At 58.2% G+C, this 15395-nt stretch carries 12 protein-coding genes; 3 read left to right on the top strand and 9 right to left on the bottom strand.

The features are described 5' to 3' along the window. Positions 1-12: 12 nt before the first annotated feature. The gene (sltY, locus tag ACOKCT_RS05685) at positions 13-1950 is read right to left on the bottom strand and encodes a murein transglycosylase (RefSeq protein WP_103178186.1); all 1938 of its coding nucleotides are present in this window, start codon (positions 1948-1950) and stop codon (positions 13-15) included. Positions 1951-2170: 220 nt separating this feature from the next. Between sltY and ettA the strand changes: the two genes are divergently transcribed. Continuing rightward, a complete protein-coding gene (gene ettA, locus ACOKCT_RS05680; RefSeq protein ID WP_103178185.1) occupies positions 2171-3838 on the top strand; it encodes an energy-dependent translational throttle protein EttA in 1668 nt (555 codons plus the stop codon). Positions 3839-3945: 107 nt separating this feature from the next. Here the strand turns inward: ettA and nadR are convergent, their stop codons facing one another. From nadR to serB, 3 genes are read right to left on the bottom strand one after another with little or no spacing between them, the layout of a single operon-like run. Further along, positions 3946-5178: a multifunctional transcriptional regulator/nicotinamide-nucleotide adenylyltransferase/ribosylnicotinamide kinase NadR gene (gene nadR, locus ACOKCT_RS05675; protein ID WP_103178184.1), complete on the bottom strand. Its 1233-nt coding sequence runs from the start codon at positions 5176-5178 to the stop codon at positions 3946-3948. 35 nt (positions 5179-5213) lie between these two features. Beyond that, positions 5214-6599 (bottom strand): DNA repair protein RadA, encoded by a 1386-nt coding sequence (gene radA / locus ACOKCT_RS05670; protein ID WP_103823183.1) that lies wholly within the window; start codon positions 6597-6599, stop codon positions 5214-5216. Positions 6600-6610: 11 nt separating this feature from the next. Further along, positions 6611-7579 carry a phosphoserine phosphatase gene (gene serB / locus ACOKCT_RS05665; protein WP_103178182.1) on the bottom strand — a complete coding sequence of 323 codons (969 nt, stop codon included), beginning with the start codon at positions 7577-7579 and terminating at the stop codon, positions 6611-6613. A 122-nt stretch (positions 7580-7701) separates the two neighbouring features. On the opposite strand from serB, the gene ACOKCT_RS05660 reads away from it, so the two are divergent. Both ACOKCT_RS05660 and lplA read left to right on the top strand, forming a co-directional pair. Then, positions 7702-8349, top strand: a complete 648-nt coding sequence (locus tag ACOKCT_RS05660) for a YtjB family periplasmic protein (protein ID WP_103178181.1) — start codon at positions 7702-7704, stop codon at positions 8347-8349. 35 nt (positions 8350-8384) lie between these two features. Next, complete coding sequence (lplA, locus tag ACOKCT_RS05655) at positions 8385-9401, top strand: lipoate--protein ligase LplA (RefSeq protein WP_103178180.1); 1017 nt, start codon at positions 8385-8387, stop codon at positions 9399-9401. A gap of 70 nt (positions 9402-9471) precedes the next feature. Here the strand turns inward: lplA and yjjJ are convergent, their stop codons facing one another. The 5 genes from yjjJ to deoC all read right to left on the bottom strand — a co-directional run bounded on the left by yjjJ (position 9472) and on the right by deoC (position 15266). Continuing rightward, positions 9472-10800, bottom strand: coding sequence for a type II toxin-antitoxin system HipA family toxin YjjJ (yjjJ, locus tag ACOKCT_RS05650; protein WP_420193260.1), 1329 nt, complete (start codon positions 10798-10800; stop codon positions 9472-9474). A gap of 136 nt (positions 10801-10936) precedes the next feature. Continuing rightward, positions 10937-11659: a purine-nucleoside phosphorylase gene (gene deoD / locus ACOKCT_RS05645; RefSeq protein ID WP_103178178.1), complete on the bottom strand. Its 723-nt coding sequence runs from the start codon at positions 11657-11659 to the stop codon at positions 10937-10939. A 105-nt stretch (positions 11660-11764) separates the two neighbouring features. Further along, on the bottom strand, positions 11765-12988 hold the full coding sequence (deoB, locus tag ACOKCT_RS05640; RefSeq protein ID WP_103178177.1) for a phosphopentomutase: 1224 nt from the start codon (positions 12986-12988) through the stop codon (positions 11765-11767). Between the two features lie 51 nt (positions 12989-13039). Further along, positions 13040-14362, bottom strand: a complete 1323-nt coding sequence (deoA, locus tag ACOKCT_RS05635) for a thymidine phosphorylase (RefSeq protein ID WP_103178176.1) — start codon at positions 14360-14362, stop codon at positions 13040-13042. Positions 14363-14486: 124 nt separating this feature from the next. After that, positions 14487-15266 (bottom strand): deoxyribose-phosphate aldolase, encoded by a 780-nt coding sequence (gene deoC, locus ACOKCT_RS05630; protein WP_168192000.1) that lies wholly within the window; start codon positions 15264-15266, stop codon positions 14487-14489. Positions 15267-15395 lie beyond the last annotated feature (129 nt).

The following is a 15395-nucleotide window of genomic DNA, read 5'->3' as shown; positions in this document are numbered from 1 at the left end:
TAACCCCACCGATCAGTAACGTCGCTGCCACTCACTGTCGCTCATCAGGGTATCTTTCTCTCCCATGAAGTAGCGATAGTAAGCATCATACGCCAGGACGTTCTTCACATAGCCGCGGGTTTCTGAGAACGGAATGCTCTCGACAAACGCCACCGCGTCAATGCGGCCGGCACTGTTGCCAAGCCAGGTGCGCACGCGGCCCGGACCGGCGTTATAGGCCGCCGAGGCGAAGATACGGTTATCGCCGAACTGATCGTAGACGCTCTGCAGATAGGTGGTGCCAATATTGATATTGGTCTCCGGATCCAGCAGCTGCGACGGGCTGGTGTAACCCGGGATACTAAACTTCTTCACCGTATGGGCGGCGGTGGCGGGCATCACCTGCATCAGACCGCTGGCCCCCACCGGCGAGCGCACTTTCGGGTTCCAGGCGCTCTCCTGACGGGCAATCGCCATCGCATAGCTCTGCGGGATAGTTTTGCCGCGGGTATAGCGTTCGAACAGATCCTTATAGGCCAGCGGGAAACGCTCCTCAAGATGATCCCACAGCTTACCGGCGATCGTCGCCTGGACGCTGAGATCCCACCAGTGATTATCAAAGGCATAGCGCGCCAGCTGCGCTTTTTCGTCGACGGTGCGGCTGGTGACCAGGTTCGCCCATTCGCTGCGGGCGGTGTTGTCCAGATTCCAGTACATCAGCTCGCGCACCCGCGCCATCTCCGGCCCATTTACCAGAGCCGCGTTGACGCCGGACGGCGCTTTATCAATCTTTAAGGTGTACTCCTCGCCGAGTCGCTGGGCCGCGACCATCGGATAGAAACCGCGCTGCTGCATCAGGCTGTGCAGAATGGATTTCGCCTCCTCCTCACGCCCCCGCTCCAGCAGAAGATCCGCCTGCCAGTAGCGCCATTCATCCTTCTCTTTCGCCTCCATCGGCAAGCGCGCCAGCCAGGTATTCAGGCCGCGGCGATCGCCGTTGCCCAGCGCCATGCGCACGCGGCGCTCCACCAGCGAGGTGGACTGGGAACGCATGATGGCGTCATCGCGCCAGCGCGCCTGTTCATCGGTGACATCGCTGCCCATCAGTCGCCACGCCACGATATCGCGCAGCTCCTGGGTCTGATCCTCATTGAGCTGCTGCGCCTGGGCAAGGGATGGGATCATCAACCGGGCGTTTTCCACGTCGTCCCGCGCCACGCTGGTGAACGCCACTGCCGCCATCTGGCGGGTAAAATCGGTGGCGCCCGTGGTGCGGGCAAAGTCCATCACCGTCTTCGGATCGTTCGCCAGCTGGATCAGCGCGCTGGAGATGGTCTGATACTCCGGCGGCATCTGTCCGGCGAGCGCGGTCACCAGACGGGTGTTGCCCGCTTTCATCGCCAGACGGATGCGCTCCAGATACGCTAAAGGATCCTGCTTGCCGGAGGCGCGCCAGGCGCCGAACAGCGAGTCGCAGGCGTTGGGCTGGCTTTTACCGGTGAGCCATAGCGCTTTGGCGCCGTTCCAGGCCTCTTCCTGCTGGCCTGTCGCCCACTTCGCGTAGTAGTAGTTACACTGCGCTTCGGTGGTACCGGGTTTTTCAGGGCTAAAGGCCAGCAGGCCGCGCCAGTCTTCACGGCGGGCCAGCTCGTTGACAAAGCGCGACTGTAGGGTACGCGCCGGAGGCAGCGTCGGGTTGGCCTGGATAAAGTTTTGGACGGTGATCGTCGGCTGGTTCATCAGATCGTCGGTGAGCTGGCGGTATTCCAGATAGGGGTAGAGCGGGTAATCTTTCAACGTCGGCATCAAGGCCTGCACCGTCTCCATCTGTCGCTGATCCCATGCCTGTTTGATCTGGGCATAGCGGTTACGTTGTTCATCCAGTGAATCGGCTCGCGCCGCGCTGCTGATGGTCAGCACGCAGACGCTGGCAGCCAACAGTCGCCAGCCCACTTGTTTGGCTTTTACCACACGCTCATCCTCTGTTAATCGTCATTAAATGCAGCATCGTGCCGCGCAAAAACGTAATTAACTTATGCTAACCAGGCATCCCGCAACGCGCCACGTTACCGACACATTTTTACCTTTCTTGCGCGTTTTAACACTCCTGCCGTCGATGGCTGGGATTAGGCGGGGAAAAAGGCTACACTTCGCCACTATTCTCATCACGATAAAAGAGGCGAAGTCCAACGTGGCTCAATTCGTTTATACCATGCATCGTGTCGGCAAAGTGGTACCGCCGAAACGTCATATTCTTAAAAATATCTCGCTGAGCTTCTTCCCGGGCGCAAAAATTGGTGTGCTGGGTCTCAACGGTGCCGGTAAGTCCACCTTGCTGCGCATCATGGCGGGCATCGATACAGAGATCGAAGGTGAAGCCCGTCCGCAGCCTGGCCTTAAAATCGGTTACCTGCCCCAGGAACCGCAGCTGAACCCGGAGCACACCGTTCGTGAATCTGTTGAAGAAGCCGTTTCCGAAGTGGTTAACGCGCTGAAAGGTCTGGACGAGGTGTACGCGAAGTACGCAGAGCCGGATGCAGACTTCGATAAGCTCGCGGCCCAGCAGGGTAAATATGAAGAGATCATCCAGGCACACGACGGTCATAACCTGAACGTGCAGCTGGAGCGTGCGGCCGATGCCCTGCGCCTGCCAGACTGGGATGCAAAAATCGCCAACCTCTCCGGTGGTGAGCGCCGCCGCGTGGCGCTGTGCCGTCTGCTGCTGGAAAAGCCAGACATGCTGCTGCTCGACGAACCCACCAACCACCTGGATGCGGAATCTGTGGCGTGGCTGGAACGCTTCCTGCACGACTTCGAAGGCACCGTGGTGGCGATCACCCACGACCGTTACTTCCTTGATAACGTTGCCGGCTGGATCCTGGAGCTGGACCGCGGGGAAGGTATTCCGTGGGAAGGTAACTACTCCTCCTGGCTGGAGCAGAAAGACCAGCGTCTGGCGCAGGAAGCCTCTCAGGAAGCGGCCCGTCGCAAATCCATTGAGAAAGAGCTGGAGTGGGTTCGTCAGGGCACTAAAGGCCGTCAGTCTAAGGGCAAAGCCCGTCTGGCGCGCTTCGAAGAGCTGAACAACACCGAATACCAGAAACGTAACGAAACCAACGAACTGTTTATTCCACCTGGAGCCCGTCTGGGTGACAAAGTGGTTGAAGTCAGCAACCTGCGTAAATCCTACGGCGATCGCGTGCTGATCGACGATCTGAGCTTCTCGGTACCGAAAGGCGCGATCGTCGGCATCATCGGTCCGAACGGCGCGGGTAAATCGACCCTGTTCCGCATGATGTCCGGTCAGGAACAGCCTGACAGCGGCACCATCACCCTCGGCGAAACCGTGAAGCTGGCCTCCGTGGATCAGTTCCGCGACGCAATGGATAACAGCAAAACCGTCTGGGAAGAAGTTTCCGGCGGCCTGGATATCATGCGTATCGGCAACACCGAAATGCCAAGCCGCGCCTATGTGGGCCGCTTTAACTTTAAAGGGGTTGATCAGGGTAAACGCGTGGGCGAGCTGTCCGGCGGTGAGCGTGGTCGTCTGCATCTGGCAAAACTGCTGCAGGTTGGCGGTAACATGCTGCTGCTCGATGAACCGACCAACGACCTCGACATCGAAACCCTGCGCGCGCTGGAAAACGCCCTGCTGGAGTTCCCGGGCTGCGCCATGGTGATCTCCCACGACCGTTGGTTCCTCGACCGTATCGCAACCCACATTCTGGATTATCAGGATGAGGGTAAAGTGGAGTTCTTCGAAGGTAACTTCACCGAATACGAAGAGTACAAGAAACGCACGCTGGGCGCCGACGCGCTGGAGCCAAAGCGTATCAAGTACAAGCGTATCGCCAAGTAAAGGCAAAACGGCAACCCACGGGTTGCCGTTTTTATGTGTGCCGGGTGGCGGCTTCGCCTTACCCGGCCTACGGTTTTGTCGGCCCGGCAAACAGAGCGGCAAAGGGCTTACCCCTTCTCGCCCATCATCTCTTTCACCAGCTCCACGCAGCGCAGGAATCGGTTGTCATAGTCCGCCTCTTCCACATGCACAAAGTCGATATTGTTCGCTTCAAGCATCTCCACCAGCATGGTCTGGAACTCTCTCCTGTCCACCGAGCTGCCCAGGCTGCGCATCCCGTCCGCCACCCAGGGGGTGTTGTTCTCCAGCAGGATCACTAAGTCGAAGCGGTACTCGTCGATCAGCGCCTGCACAAACGGGTGCTCGCGCCCTTCATATTTTTTACAGAACGCCTGGGTAGTGACGAAATCGGTATCGACAAACGCCACTTTATTGGCGTATTTCACCGCAAAATCAATGTACTGGGCGTGCCCCAGTGCAATCTTGTCGTAGTCGGAATATTGCAGCGCCATCTCGTCGCCGCCGAGGTGCGAGAAGACGTAATCCCGGCCATACTCCCAGGCGCTGGTGGTGTTGAAGATGTTCGCCAGCTTGTTGACCAGCGTGGACTTACCGCTGGACTCACCACCGAGGATCGCCACGGTGCGCACGAAGAACGGCTTCACTTCCGTCGGGATGTATTCCCAGTAGCGGAACGGGTTTTCGCGGATCTGGGCGCCACTGATATTCATAAAGGTACGTTTAGGGTCGATCAGCACCGTTTCGGTGCCCAGATGTTCGGGATATTGCGAGGCGTCAGACTCTTCAGAGGTGTAGATCCAGTTTGGCTGGATCCCTTTCTCTTCCATAAAGGCTTTTATACCGTTGCTCCAGACATCCCAGCCGTGGGGATAGGGCTCCATCCCCTCTTCGTTAAAGGCATGAATGCGGATGTTTTTCTGGTACTTGAAGGTCTGAAGCAGCCAGCGCAGGCGGTCCGGGACGGTGGGCTGCTGGGACATGGCGCTCGCTTCAAACAGCTCGCGGTCGCGCTTGTCGTCGTAGCCCATGATGATGTGCAGCTCGTCCACCTGGCTACAGGCGCGCTGGATGAGGTAGATATGCCCGGTATGCAGCGGATAAAACTTGCCGAACACCACGCCGATGTTCTTCTGCATACGTGGAAACTCAAGCCCCAGAAAGCGGTGCAGCGCTTCCAGCTTCTGCGCGCTGGGGCTTTTGATTTTGGCATTCAGCAGCTGGCTTAAATAGCCCTTGGTCATACCGCTGGCTTCCGCCACCTGCTGCAAGGTGCAGCCTTTCTGGCGGATCGCGGTCTTGATATAGTCAAATGACGACATAAATTATGGTGCCTCCTGCAACATCGATCAGGTAATTATAAGTCGTCAAAGACATTTAACGCATCAGCAAGTTTTTTCACGCCAAAGACCTTCATCCCTTCCGGCACTTTTTTCGGCACGTTGGCGGCGGGGACAATCGCCCGGCGGAAGCCATGTTTTGCCGCCTCGGAGATGCGCTCCTGACCACTCGGCACCGGGCGGATTTCGCCGGCCAGGCCGACCTCGCCAAAGACCACCAGATCCTGCGGCAACGGGCGATCACGTAGGCTGGAGACCATCGCCAGCAGCAGCGCCAGGTCGGCACTGGTTTCGGTGACCTTGACGCCGCCGACCACGTTGACAAACACATCCTGATCCGCCATCTGCAGGCCGCCGTGACGGTGCAGCACCGCCAGCAAAATTGCCAGACGGTTTTGCTCCAGCCCCACCGCCACGCGACGGGGATTGCCCATCATCGAGTGATCGACCAGGGCCTGGATCTCCACCAGCAGCGGGCGCGTCCCTTCCCAGACCACCATTACCGAGCTGCCGGAGGTGACTTCGTCGCCGCGGCTCAGGAAGATGGCGGACGGGTTGCTCACTTCACGCAGCCCCTGCTCGGTCATGGCAAAGACGCCCAGCTCATTCACCGCGCCAAAGCGGTTCTTATGGCTGCGCAGGGTACGGAAACGGGTATCGGCGTCACCATCCAGCATCACGGAGCAGTCGATACAGTGCTCCAGCACTTTCGGCCCCGCCAGGGCGCCATCTTTGGTGACGTGGCCGACCATGATGATCGCCACGCCGCGCGTTTTCGCAAAGCGCGTCAGGTAGGCGGCAGTTTCGCGCACCTGGGCGACGCTCCCCGGCGACGACTGGATATCGGCCATGTGCATCACCTGAATGGAGTCGATCACCATCAGCTTCGGCTGCTCTTCTTCAGCAATCATGCAGATCTGCTCGATGCTGGTTTCGGAGAGCATATTCAGCTCGCTGGTGGGCAGCCCCAGCCGGTGGGCACGCATCGCCACCTGCTGCAGCGACTCCTCCCCGGTGACGTAGAGTGTTTTCATCTGCGCCGCCAGCTTGCAGAGGGTTTGCAGCAGCAGGGTCGATTTCCCGGCGCCCGGGTTTCCGCCAATCAGAATGGCGCTGCCCGGCACCACGCCGCCGCCCAGCACCCGGTCAAACTCTTTAAAACCGGTTGAGAAGCGCGGCAGGGCTTCAAGGCTGATGTCGGAGAGCTTCTGGACTTTCGATACGCCTGCGTTGCCCGCATAACCGCTCAGACGCTCATTACGGGCAACGGTGGGTGAAGCGGCAACTCCGCGCACTTCGGTGATGGTGTTCCAGGCATGACAGGCGCTGCACTGCCCCTGCCAGCGCGGATAATCCGCACCACATTCATTACAGACAAATGCGCGTTTTGGAGCTTTCGCCACGTTTTACCTCTTTATTTCTGGTTTACGCTGCCAGAGAGAATGCAGAACACCCCCATCAGGTCAGCATGACGGATAGTGACTTCCGTCTTTTCGTTCACGGTCGGTTTGGCATGGTAGGCGATGCCAAGCCCGGCCACTTTAATCATCGGCAGATCGTTCGCGCCGTCGCCAATGGCCACCGTCTGGGCAACCGGGATCTCATATTTTTCCGCCAGACGCGTCAGGGTGTTGGCCTTGAACTGGGCATCAACGATATCGCCAACCACGTTTCCGGTCAGTTTGCCGTCGCGGATCTCAAGCTCGTTGGCGACCACCGCGTCCAGGCGCAGCTTGTCACGCAGATACTCGGCAAAGAAGGTGAACCCGCCGGAGGCGATGGCCACTTTCCAGCCCAGGGTTTCCAGCTTCAGCACCAGCTGCACCAGCCCCGGCATCAGGGGGAGCTTTTCCCGGACCTGCATCAGGATATTTGCGTCGGCATCTTTCAGGGTCGCCACGCGCTGTTTCAGGCTGGCGGTGAAGTCCAGTTCGCCGCGCATGGCCCGTTCGGTCACTTCGGCCACCATCTCGCCAGTACCCGCCAGTTTAGCAATTTCGTCGATGCACTCGATCTGGATGGCGGTTGAATCCATGTCCATCACCAGCAAGCCCGGCGTTTTCAGATGCGGGATTTTACCCAGCGGCGCGACATCGAGACCCGCATCATGCGCCAGACGGGTGGCACGCTGGGTCAGAGAACCGGCCAGACGAATCACCTGATAATCTTCCACACACCAGGCTGCCACGATCACCATTGCCGCGCCCAGCTTGCGCTGATACGTCGTTAACTGCTGTTTATCCAGGCCGCGTCCATACAGCAGCCAGCCGCTACGACCAGCATGGTAATCCAGTGGCATTACCTCATCACCACTTAATGAGAGCGGCAATCCTGGCCAGAGAGAGAGATCATTGGGCAGGTCGCACCAGGTAATGTTTGGCATTAAAGCTCCTGTAAAATCGTTCGCGCCGGGAATCATCCAGGGGAGGGAAAATAACGCATGAGGCTACCTTGTAACCATCACTTCTGGCAACATTAACCCCGAAAATTTTCAGCAGGTGGAATATGGCTCGTGCAAAACTGAAATTCCGGCTTCATCGTGCCGTGATTGTCCTCTCCTGTCTCGCCCTGTTAGTGGCGCTGATGCAGGGCGCATCGTGGTTCAGCCAGAATCATCAACGGCAGCGTAATCCGCAGCTTGAAGAGCTGGCGCACACCCTTGCGCGTCAGGTGTCGCTCAACATCGCCCCGCTGATGCGCACCGAAACGCCGGATGAAAAGCGCATCACCCAGGTGCTGCATCTTCTGACGGAAGAGAGCCGCATCCTGGATGCCAGCGTTTACGATGAAGAAGGAGCCCTCATTGCCCGCTCCGGCGAGCATGTCGACGTGCGCGACAGGCTGGCGCTGGATGGTAAAAAAGCGGGCGGCTACTTTAACCAGCAGCTGGTGGAGCCGATTCAGGGTAAAAACGGCCCGCTCGGCTATCTGCGTCTGACGCTCGACACCCATACCCTGGCCACCGAGGCCAAGCAGGTGGATAACACCACCAATATTCTGCGCCTGATGCTGCTGTTGTCGCTGGCGATCGGCGTGGTGCTGACCCGCACGCTGCTGCAGGGCAAACGCACCCGCTGGCAGCAGTCGCCATTCCTGCTCACCGCCAGTAAATCGGTGCCTGAAGAGGAAGAGAGCGAAAAGAAAAGCGAGTGATTGAGTCGATAACCGTTTCAGGAAAGGAAATCTGCATGTCTACATTGCGTCTGCTTATCTCAGATTCATACGATCCCTGGTTTAACCTTGCGGTAGAAGAGTGCATCTTCCGCCAGATGCCCGCCACGCAGCGGGTGCTGTTCCTGTGGCGCAACGCCGACACGGTGGTCATTGGCCGGGCGCAAAACCCGTGGAAAGAGTGCAACACGCGGCGCATGGAAGAGGACAATGTGCGCCTGGCCCGTCGCAGCAGCGGCGGCGGCGCGGTATTCCACGACCTCGGCAACACCTGCTTTACCTTTATGGCCGGAAAGCCGGAGTACGACAAAACCATCTCCACCAGCATCGTTCTGAACGCGCTGCAGGCGCTGGGGGCCACGGCGGAAGCCTCCGGGCGCAACGACCTGGTGGTAAAAACAGATGAAGGTGACCGGAAGGTCTCCGGCTCGGCCTATCGCGAAACGATGGACCGGGGTTTCCATCACGGCACCCTGTTATTAAATGCCGATCTCAGCCGCCTGGCGAACTACCTCAATCCCGACCAGAAAAAGTTGCAGGCCAAGGGCATTACCTCCGTGCGCGGGCGGGTTGCCAATCTGGTGGATCTGCTGCCGGGCATCACCCATGAGCGGATCTGCGACGCTATCCGCGAGGCGTTTTTTGCCCATTACGGCGAGCGGGTTGAAGCCGAACTCATTTCACCTGACAAGACGCCGGATCTGCCGAACTTTGCCGAAACCTTTGCCCGCCAGAGCAGCTGGGAGTGGAACTTCGGTCAGGCGCCTGCCTTCTCGCACCTGCTGGATGAGCGCTTTACGTGGGGCGGCGTGGAGCTGCACTTCGACGTCGAGAAGGGCCATATCTCGCGTACCCAGGTCTTTACCGACAGCCTGAACCCGGCGCCGCTAGAGGCGCTGGCGGCGCGTCTGCAGGGCTGTTTGTACCGTGCGGATAGGCTGCAACAAGAGTGCGATGCCCTGATCGGCGATTTCCCGGAACAGGAAAAAGAGCTGCGGGAGCTGTCAGCCTGGATTGCACGGGCGGTACGGTAATAAAAAAGCCCGCTTGCGCGGGCCTGTAACCGTAGGCCGGGTAAGGCGAAGCCGCCACCCGGCAGAACATTCACGCCATTCTCTGGACCATTACTGCAATATCGCTTAACCGCGTTTTCATCCCCGCGGCGATCGTGCGGAAATTTTCACTTATCCGCTTTTCATCCATCACCTGCTGCCAGAATTGTGCCGCCAGTGGCAGGGCAAATTCCCATGCCTGACGCGATATTGTGCTATCGAAACGCAACTCGCACGCCTCTTCCCGCATCATACCCGCGCTGGAAGGCGCAAACGCCATGGGCAACATGTCATAAACCGGGGCAAGGGATAACGGGAACGCGGAATAGTAAAAAGAGAGGTTCCCCGCGTGCATATCGCTGTTAGCGATAAGGCGCCCAAACGCCCATATCTTTTCGACCTGTCCCGCAGCGGTTGCCTCTACGATGCCAGCCTGCACGAGCTTCTCAACCGTGTGCGGCCATGCTCCGCTCGCGGTGACAAATTCACTTTGTACCGCCTCAAGGGAGAGGATGGCGCGTCTGCCCGTGACGCCTTCGCAGTCAAAGCGTTTAGCCTCAAGAAAAACCTGGCCGCTTTCCCCTTGTAGCGCGATGGCATCGCTTGCCGCGAGCCCTGCCCGGGTAAGCGTGCTGTGCGCGATAGCCTCGGCAAACAGCAGATCGCCCCATCGTACAGAGACTGCGCTACTTTGTGGCGCAGTAAACTTGACCAGCATATGCGCGTCACCCGTTGCCGTTTGGACAAAGCAGGAGAACTTGGGTTGTTCCCCACCCGCAGAAGAACCTACGATCTCCCCTGCCAGCGCCTCCCGGGATAGCTGCGCATAGACCCGGTTTTTTTGAAAGTCGGTAATGGGCTGCGGAGGGGTTGCACAGAGCCAACGTTGGTAGTTCTTCTCACCCACCAGCCAACCACCGGAATGCTCACCAGGAAACTGGCTAAGGGCATAAAGCACATCGCTTTCCTGCCAGAGACGAATATCTTCCGGCAGCGAGAATTGCTGTGCCAGGCGGCGGCCCCACGCCCGTCCTAAAAAACCCTGAGGGCGAAGGTCGGTCAGATACCAGGGAAGACTATCAAACCATTGCCATTGCCCATCAGCCTGTAGCACAAGGCAGCTTCCCTGCGGCCAGGTGGGGTAAATCTCCCCGCCTCTGATGGCCCGACCCTCAGCATTCACTTGCCAGAAAGGAAATACGCTGCTGCCCCGCACAGGGCGCAGCAGGGCGTAGCGCGTGGCGCGCGCTTTTCCAAACTGGATCACCTGTTGCTGGGTAGCCACCAGACGCGAAAATGTCGCCTGGCTGATGCCCAGATGCTGGCGAAGCTCAGGCGCTCCACGCGGGCCCTGTAGCAGCAGATCATTAATCGCTGTCATCAATGAATGGTTTCATGAATAGATACTTGAATAAATTTCATAGCATATTCAGATGAAATGTAAAGAAAAATGCGGAGGTTGGATGTGAAAGGTGAATAGATAAAAAAACGGGGGCAGAACGCCCCCGCAGTAAATCTTACTCTTTATCGCCCAGCAGAACGGATTCCAGCGCGATCTTGATCATGTCGTTGAAGGTGGTCTGACGCTCAGCGGCAGTGGTCTGCTCGTGAGTACGGATGTGGTCAGACACGGTGCAGATGGTCAGGGCTTTCGCACCGAACTCAGCCGCCACACCGTAGATACCCGCCGCTTCCATCTCCACGCCCAGGATGCCATATTTCTCCATCACGTCGAACATCTCACCGCCGTCTGGCGCGTAGAAGAGGTCCGCAGAGAAGATGTTGCCCACGCGGGCATCAACGCCCAGCGCTTTGGCGGCGTCAACGGCGTTACGCACCATGTCAAAGTCGGCGATGGCCGCGAAGTCATGATCTTTGAAACGCATGCGGTTAACTTTGGAGTCGGTGCAGGCGCCCATGCCGATCACGATGTCACGCAGCTTAACGTCCATACGCACGGCACCGCAGGAGCCGACGCGGATGATTTTCTTCACGCCGAAATCGGTGATCAGCTCTTTGGTATAGATGGAGCAGGATGGGATACCCATGCCGTGACCCATAACGGAAATTTTGCGGCCTTTGTAGGTACCGGTGAAGCCCAGCATACCGCGAACGTTGTTCACTTCACGCACATCTTCGAGGAAGGTTTCGGCGATGTGCTTCGCGCGCAGCGGGTCGCCCGGCATCAATACGACGTCAGCGAAATCACCCATCTCTGCATTAATGTGAGGAGTTGCCATCTTCAGTTCCCTTATTAGTATGTTGTTTTGCCGGGCGGCGGCTGCGCCTTACCCGGCCTACAAAAAACGTAGGCCCGGCAAGCCACGCGCCGCCGGGCAGCGTCATCAGAACATGGCTTTGCCATATTCCATGTCAGACGTACCAAAGTATTTTGCAATCGTCTGGCCGATATCCGCGAAAGTTTCACGATGGCCCAGAGAGCCTGGTTTCACTTTCGGACCGTAGACCAGCACCGGAATGTGCTCGCGGGTGTGGTCGGTACCGGTCCAGGTTGGGTCGCAGCCGTGGTCGGCGGTCAGGATCAGAATGTCATCTTCACCCACCAGTTCCATCAGCTCCGGCAGACGGCGGTCGAACAGCTCCAGACCGGCAGCATAACCCGCAACGTCGCGACGGTGGCCCCAGGAGGAGTCGAAGTCCACGAAGTTGGTAAAGACGATGGTGTTATCACCCGCCTCTTTCATCTCTTTGACGGTGGCGTCGAACAGCGCATCCAGACCGGTGGCTTTCACTTTTTTGGTGATGCCGCAGTTAGCGTAGATATCGGCGATTTTACCGACAGAGACCACCTGGCCCCCTTTCTCATCAACCAGTTTCTGCAGCACGGTCGGCGCTGGCGGTTCAACGGCCAGGTCGTGACGGTTACCGGTACGCTGGAAGTTGCCCGGCTTGTCACCCACAAACGGACGCGCGATCACGCGGCCAATGTTGTAGCCGCCTTCGGTCAGCTCTTCACGGGCGATTTCGCACAGCTCGTACAGGCGATCCAGACCAAAGGTCTCTTCGTGGCAGGCAATCTGGAACACAGAGTCAGCGGAGGTGTAGAAAATCGGCTTCCCGGTTTTCATGTGCTCTTCGCCGAGCTGATCCAGAATGACGGTACCGGAAGAGTGGCAGTTGCCGAGGTAACCCGGCAGGTTCGCACGCTCAACCAGCTTATCGAGCAGCTCCTGCGGGAAGCTGTTTTCGTGATCGGAGAAATAGCCCCAGTCAAACAGAACCGGCACACCGGCGATTTCCCAGTGACCTGACGGGGTGTCTTTCCCGGAAGAGAGCTCGTGCGCCCAGGCGTACGCGCCCACCACTTCCGCGTTAGCGTCCATACCGGCGGCAACGTTGCCGGTAGAACCTTCGTGGGCCTTAACCAGACCCAGGCGGGTCAGGTTTGGCAGATTCAGAGGGCCCTGACGACCGTTGTTCGCTTCGCCTTTTGCACAGGCTTCAGCAATGTGACCCATGGTGTCTGCACCGTTGTCACCAAAGCGATCTGCATCTTCTGTAGCGCCGATGCCGAAAGAGTCCAGCACCATAATAAATGCACGTTTCATATGTTCTCCGTACTCAGTGCTTCATAAAAAAGCGATCAGATCAGTATACCGCTATTCGGTAATACGACGATAGACCGAAGGCGAGCTTTCTGGGGCATTATCTGCCAGGGTAATGGCCGCTTTCACCGCTTTCGCCGCCTCCTGCCAGCTGTTTTCATCCTTCGCATGGATCACCGCCAGCGGACGTTGACCGTCAACGCTGTCGCCCAGACGGGCCATATCGGTGAAGCCGACGCTGTAATCAATGCTGTCGGAAGCCTGACGACGACCGCCGCCCATCGACACCACCGCCATCCCCAGCGCGCGGGTGTCCATTGCCGAGACAAAGCCTTCGGTATCCGCATAGACCGCTTTGCTGAGCATCGCGGTAGGCAGGTATTTGGCGTAGTTTTCCACGAAGTCGGTCGGGCCTTTTTGCGCCGCCACCATGCGGCCAAAGATCTCCGCCGCTTTGCCGTTGTCCAGCACCGCCTGCAACTTCGCGCGGGCGTCGGCGTCATCTTTCGCCAGCTTACCGGAGATCAACATCTCGACGCACAGCGCCATGGTGACGTCAAACAGACGCGGGTTACGGTACTCACCGGTCAGGAACTGCACCGCTTCGCGGACTTCGACCGCGTTACCCGCGCTGGAGGCGAGCACCTGGTTCATATCGGTAAGCAGCGCGGTGGTGCGCACCCCAGCGCCGTTAGCCACGCCAACAATCGCTTCGGCAAGCTGGGCTGAGAGTTCGTAAGTCGGCATAAAGGCGCCGCTGCCCACTTTGACGTCCATCACCAGCGCATCCAGCCCTTCGGCCAGCTTCTTGGCGAGGATCGAGGCGGTGATCAGCGGGATGGAATCGACGGTCGCGGTAATGTCACGCGTGGCGTAAAAACGCTTATCCGCCGGGGCAAGGGAGCTGGTCTGGCCGATAATCGCCACACCCACATCTTTAATGATGTCGCGGAAGCGATTGTCATCCGGGAAGATATCGAAGCCCGGAATGGCTTCCAGTTTGTCGAGCGTGCCGCCGGTATGACCGAGGCCGCGCCCGGAAATCATAGGAATGTAGCCGCCGCAGGCAGCGACCATTGGCCCCAGCATCAGCGAGGTGACATCACCCACGCCGCCGGTGGAGTGTTTGTCCACGATTGGGCCATTAAGGTTAAGGCCTTTCCAGTCCAGAACGGTTCCTGAATCCCGCATTGCCATGGTCAGCGACACGCGCTCCGGCATCGCCATATCGTGGAAGAAAATGGTCATCGCCAGGGCGGCAATCTGCCCTTCAGAGATGGTATTGTCGCGAATGCCGTTGATAAAGAAACGGATCTCTTCGTCGCTTAAAGCATGACCATCACGTTTTTTACGAATAATTTCTTGTGCGAGAAACAAAATAACCCCCTGAGGAAGTGAGTCGAAGGCTAACCGTAGGCCGGGTAAGCGTAGCGCCACCCGGCGAAGCGGAATAACGCCGGAGGGCGGCTACGCCTTATCCGGCTTACAACGAGTAGTGCTATTAGTAGCTGCTTGCGCTCTTACCGTCGCCGTGACCCAGCGCTTTCAGCAGGCTCGCCAGCAGGCTGGATGCGCCAAAACGGTAGTGACGGGCATCGGCCCAGTCGGCACCGAACAGCTCATCGGCAATCGCCAGGAACTGCTGCGCATCTTCTGCGGTACGCACGCCGCCCGCCGGTTTGAAGCCCACGGTTTTTTCCACGCCCATGTCGCGGATCACTTCCATCATGATGCGTGCGCTTTCCGGAGTGGCGTTCACCGGCACTTTACCGGTGGAGGTTTTAATGAAGTCTGCCCCGGCTTTGATGGAGATTTCAGACGCTTTGCGAATCAGCGCCTCTTCTTTCAGTTCGCCGGTTTCGATGATCACTTTCAGCAGTACGTTTGCCGCGGCGCAGGCCTCTTTACAGGCTTTCACCAGATCGAAACCGACCTGCTCGTTACCCGCGATCAGCGCGCGGTACGGGAAGACCACATCCACTTCATCAGCGCCATAGGCAATGGCGGCGCGGGTTTCGGCCAGCGCGATCTCGATGTCGTCGTTGCCGTGCGGGAAGTTCGTCACCGTGGCAATACGCACCTCCGGCGTGCCCTGCTCTTTCAGGGTCTTACGCGCGATGGGAATGAAACGCGGGTAGATACAGACAGCCGCGGTGGTGCCCACCGGGGTTTTCGCCTGATGACACAGCGCGATCACTTTTTCGTTGGTGTCGTCGTCATTCAGGGTGGTCAGATCCATCAGTTTCAGTGCGCGCAGGCTGCTGGCGGTTAAATCGGTCATAACATTCTCCGGGCATATAGCCGTAAAATTTCACCTTGCGGGTCTGTGAGTATTCTAACATTCACCCGCATTCTCACTTCGACATTCATCACAGTTAATGAAAAATGCATACAAATTTGCATTACCGTA

This window comes from Leclercia sp. M-A074-M (assembly GCF_965195605.1).
In the GTDB taxonomy this organism is placed as follows: Bacteria; Pseudomonadota; Gammaproteobacteria; order Enterobacterales; family Enterobacteriaceae; genus Enterobacter.
The sequence above is the reverse complement of the archived record's forward strand: the minus strand, read 5'-3'. Positions and strand labels throughout refer to the sequence as shown.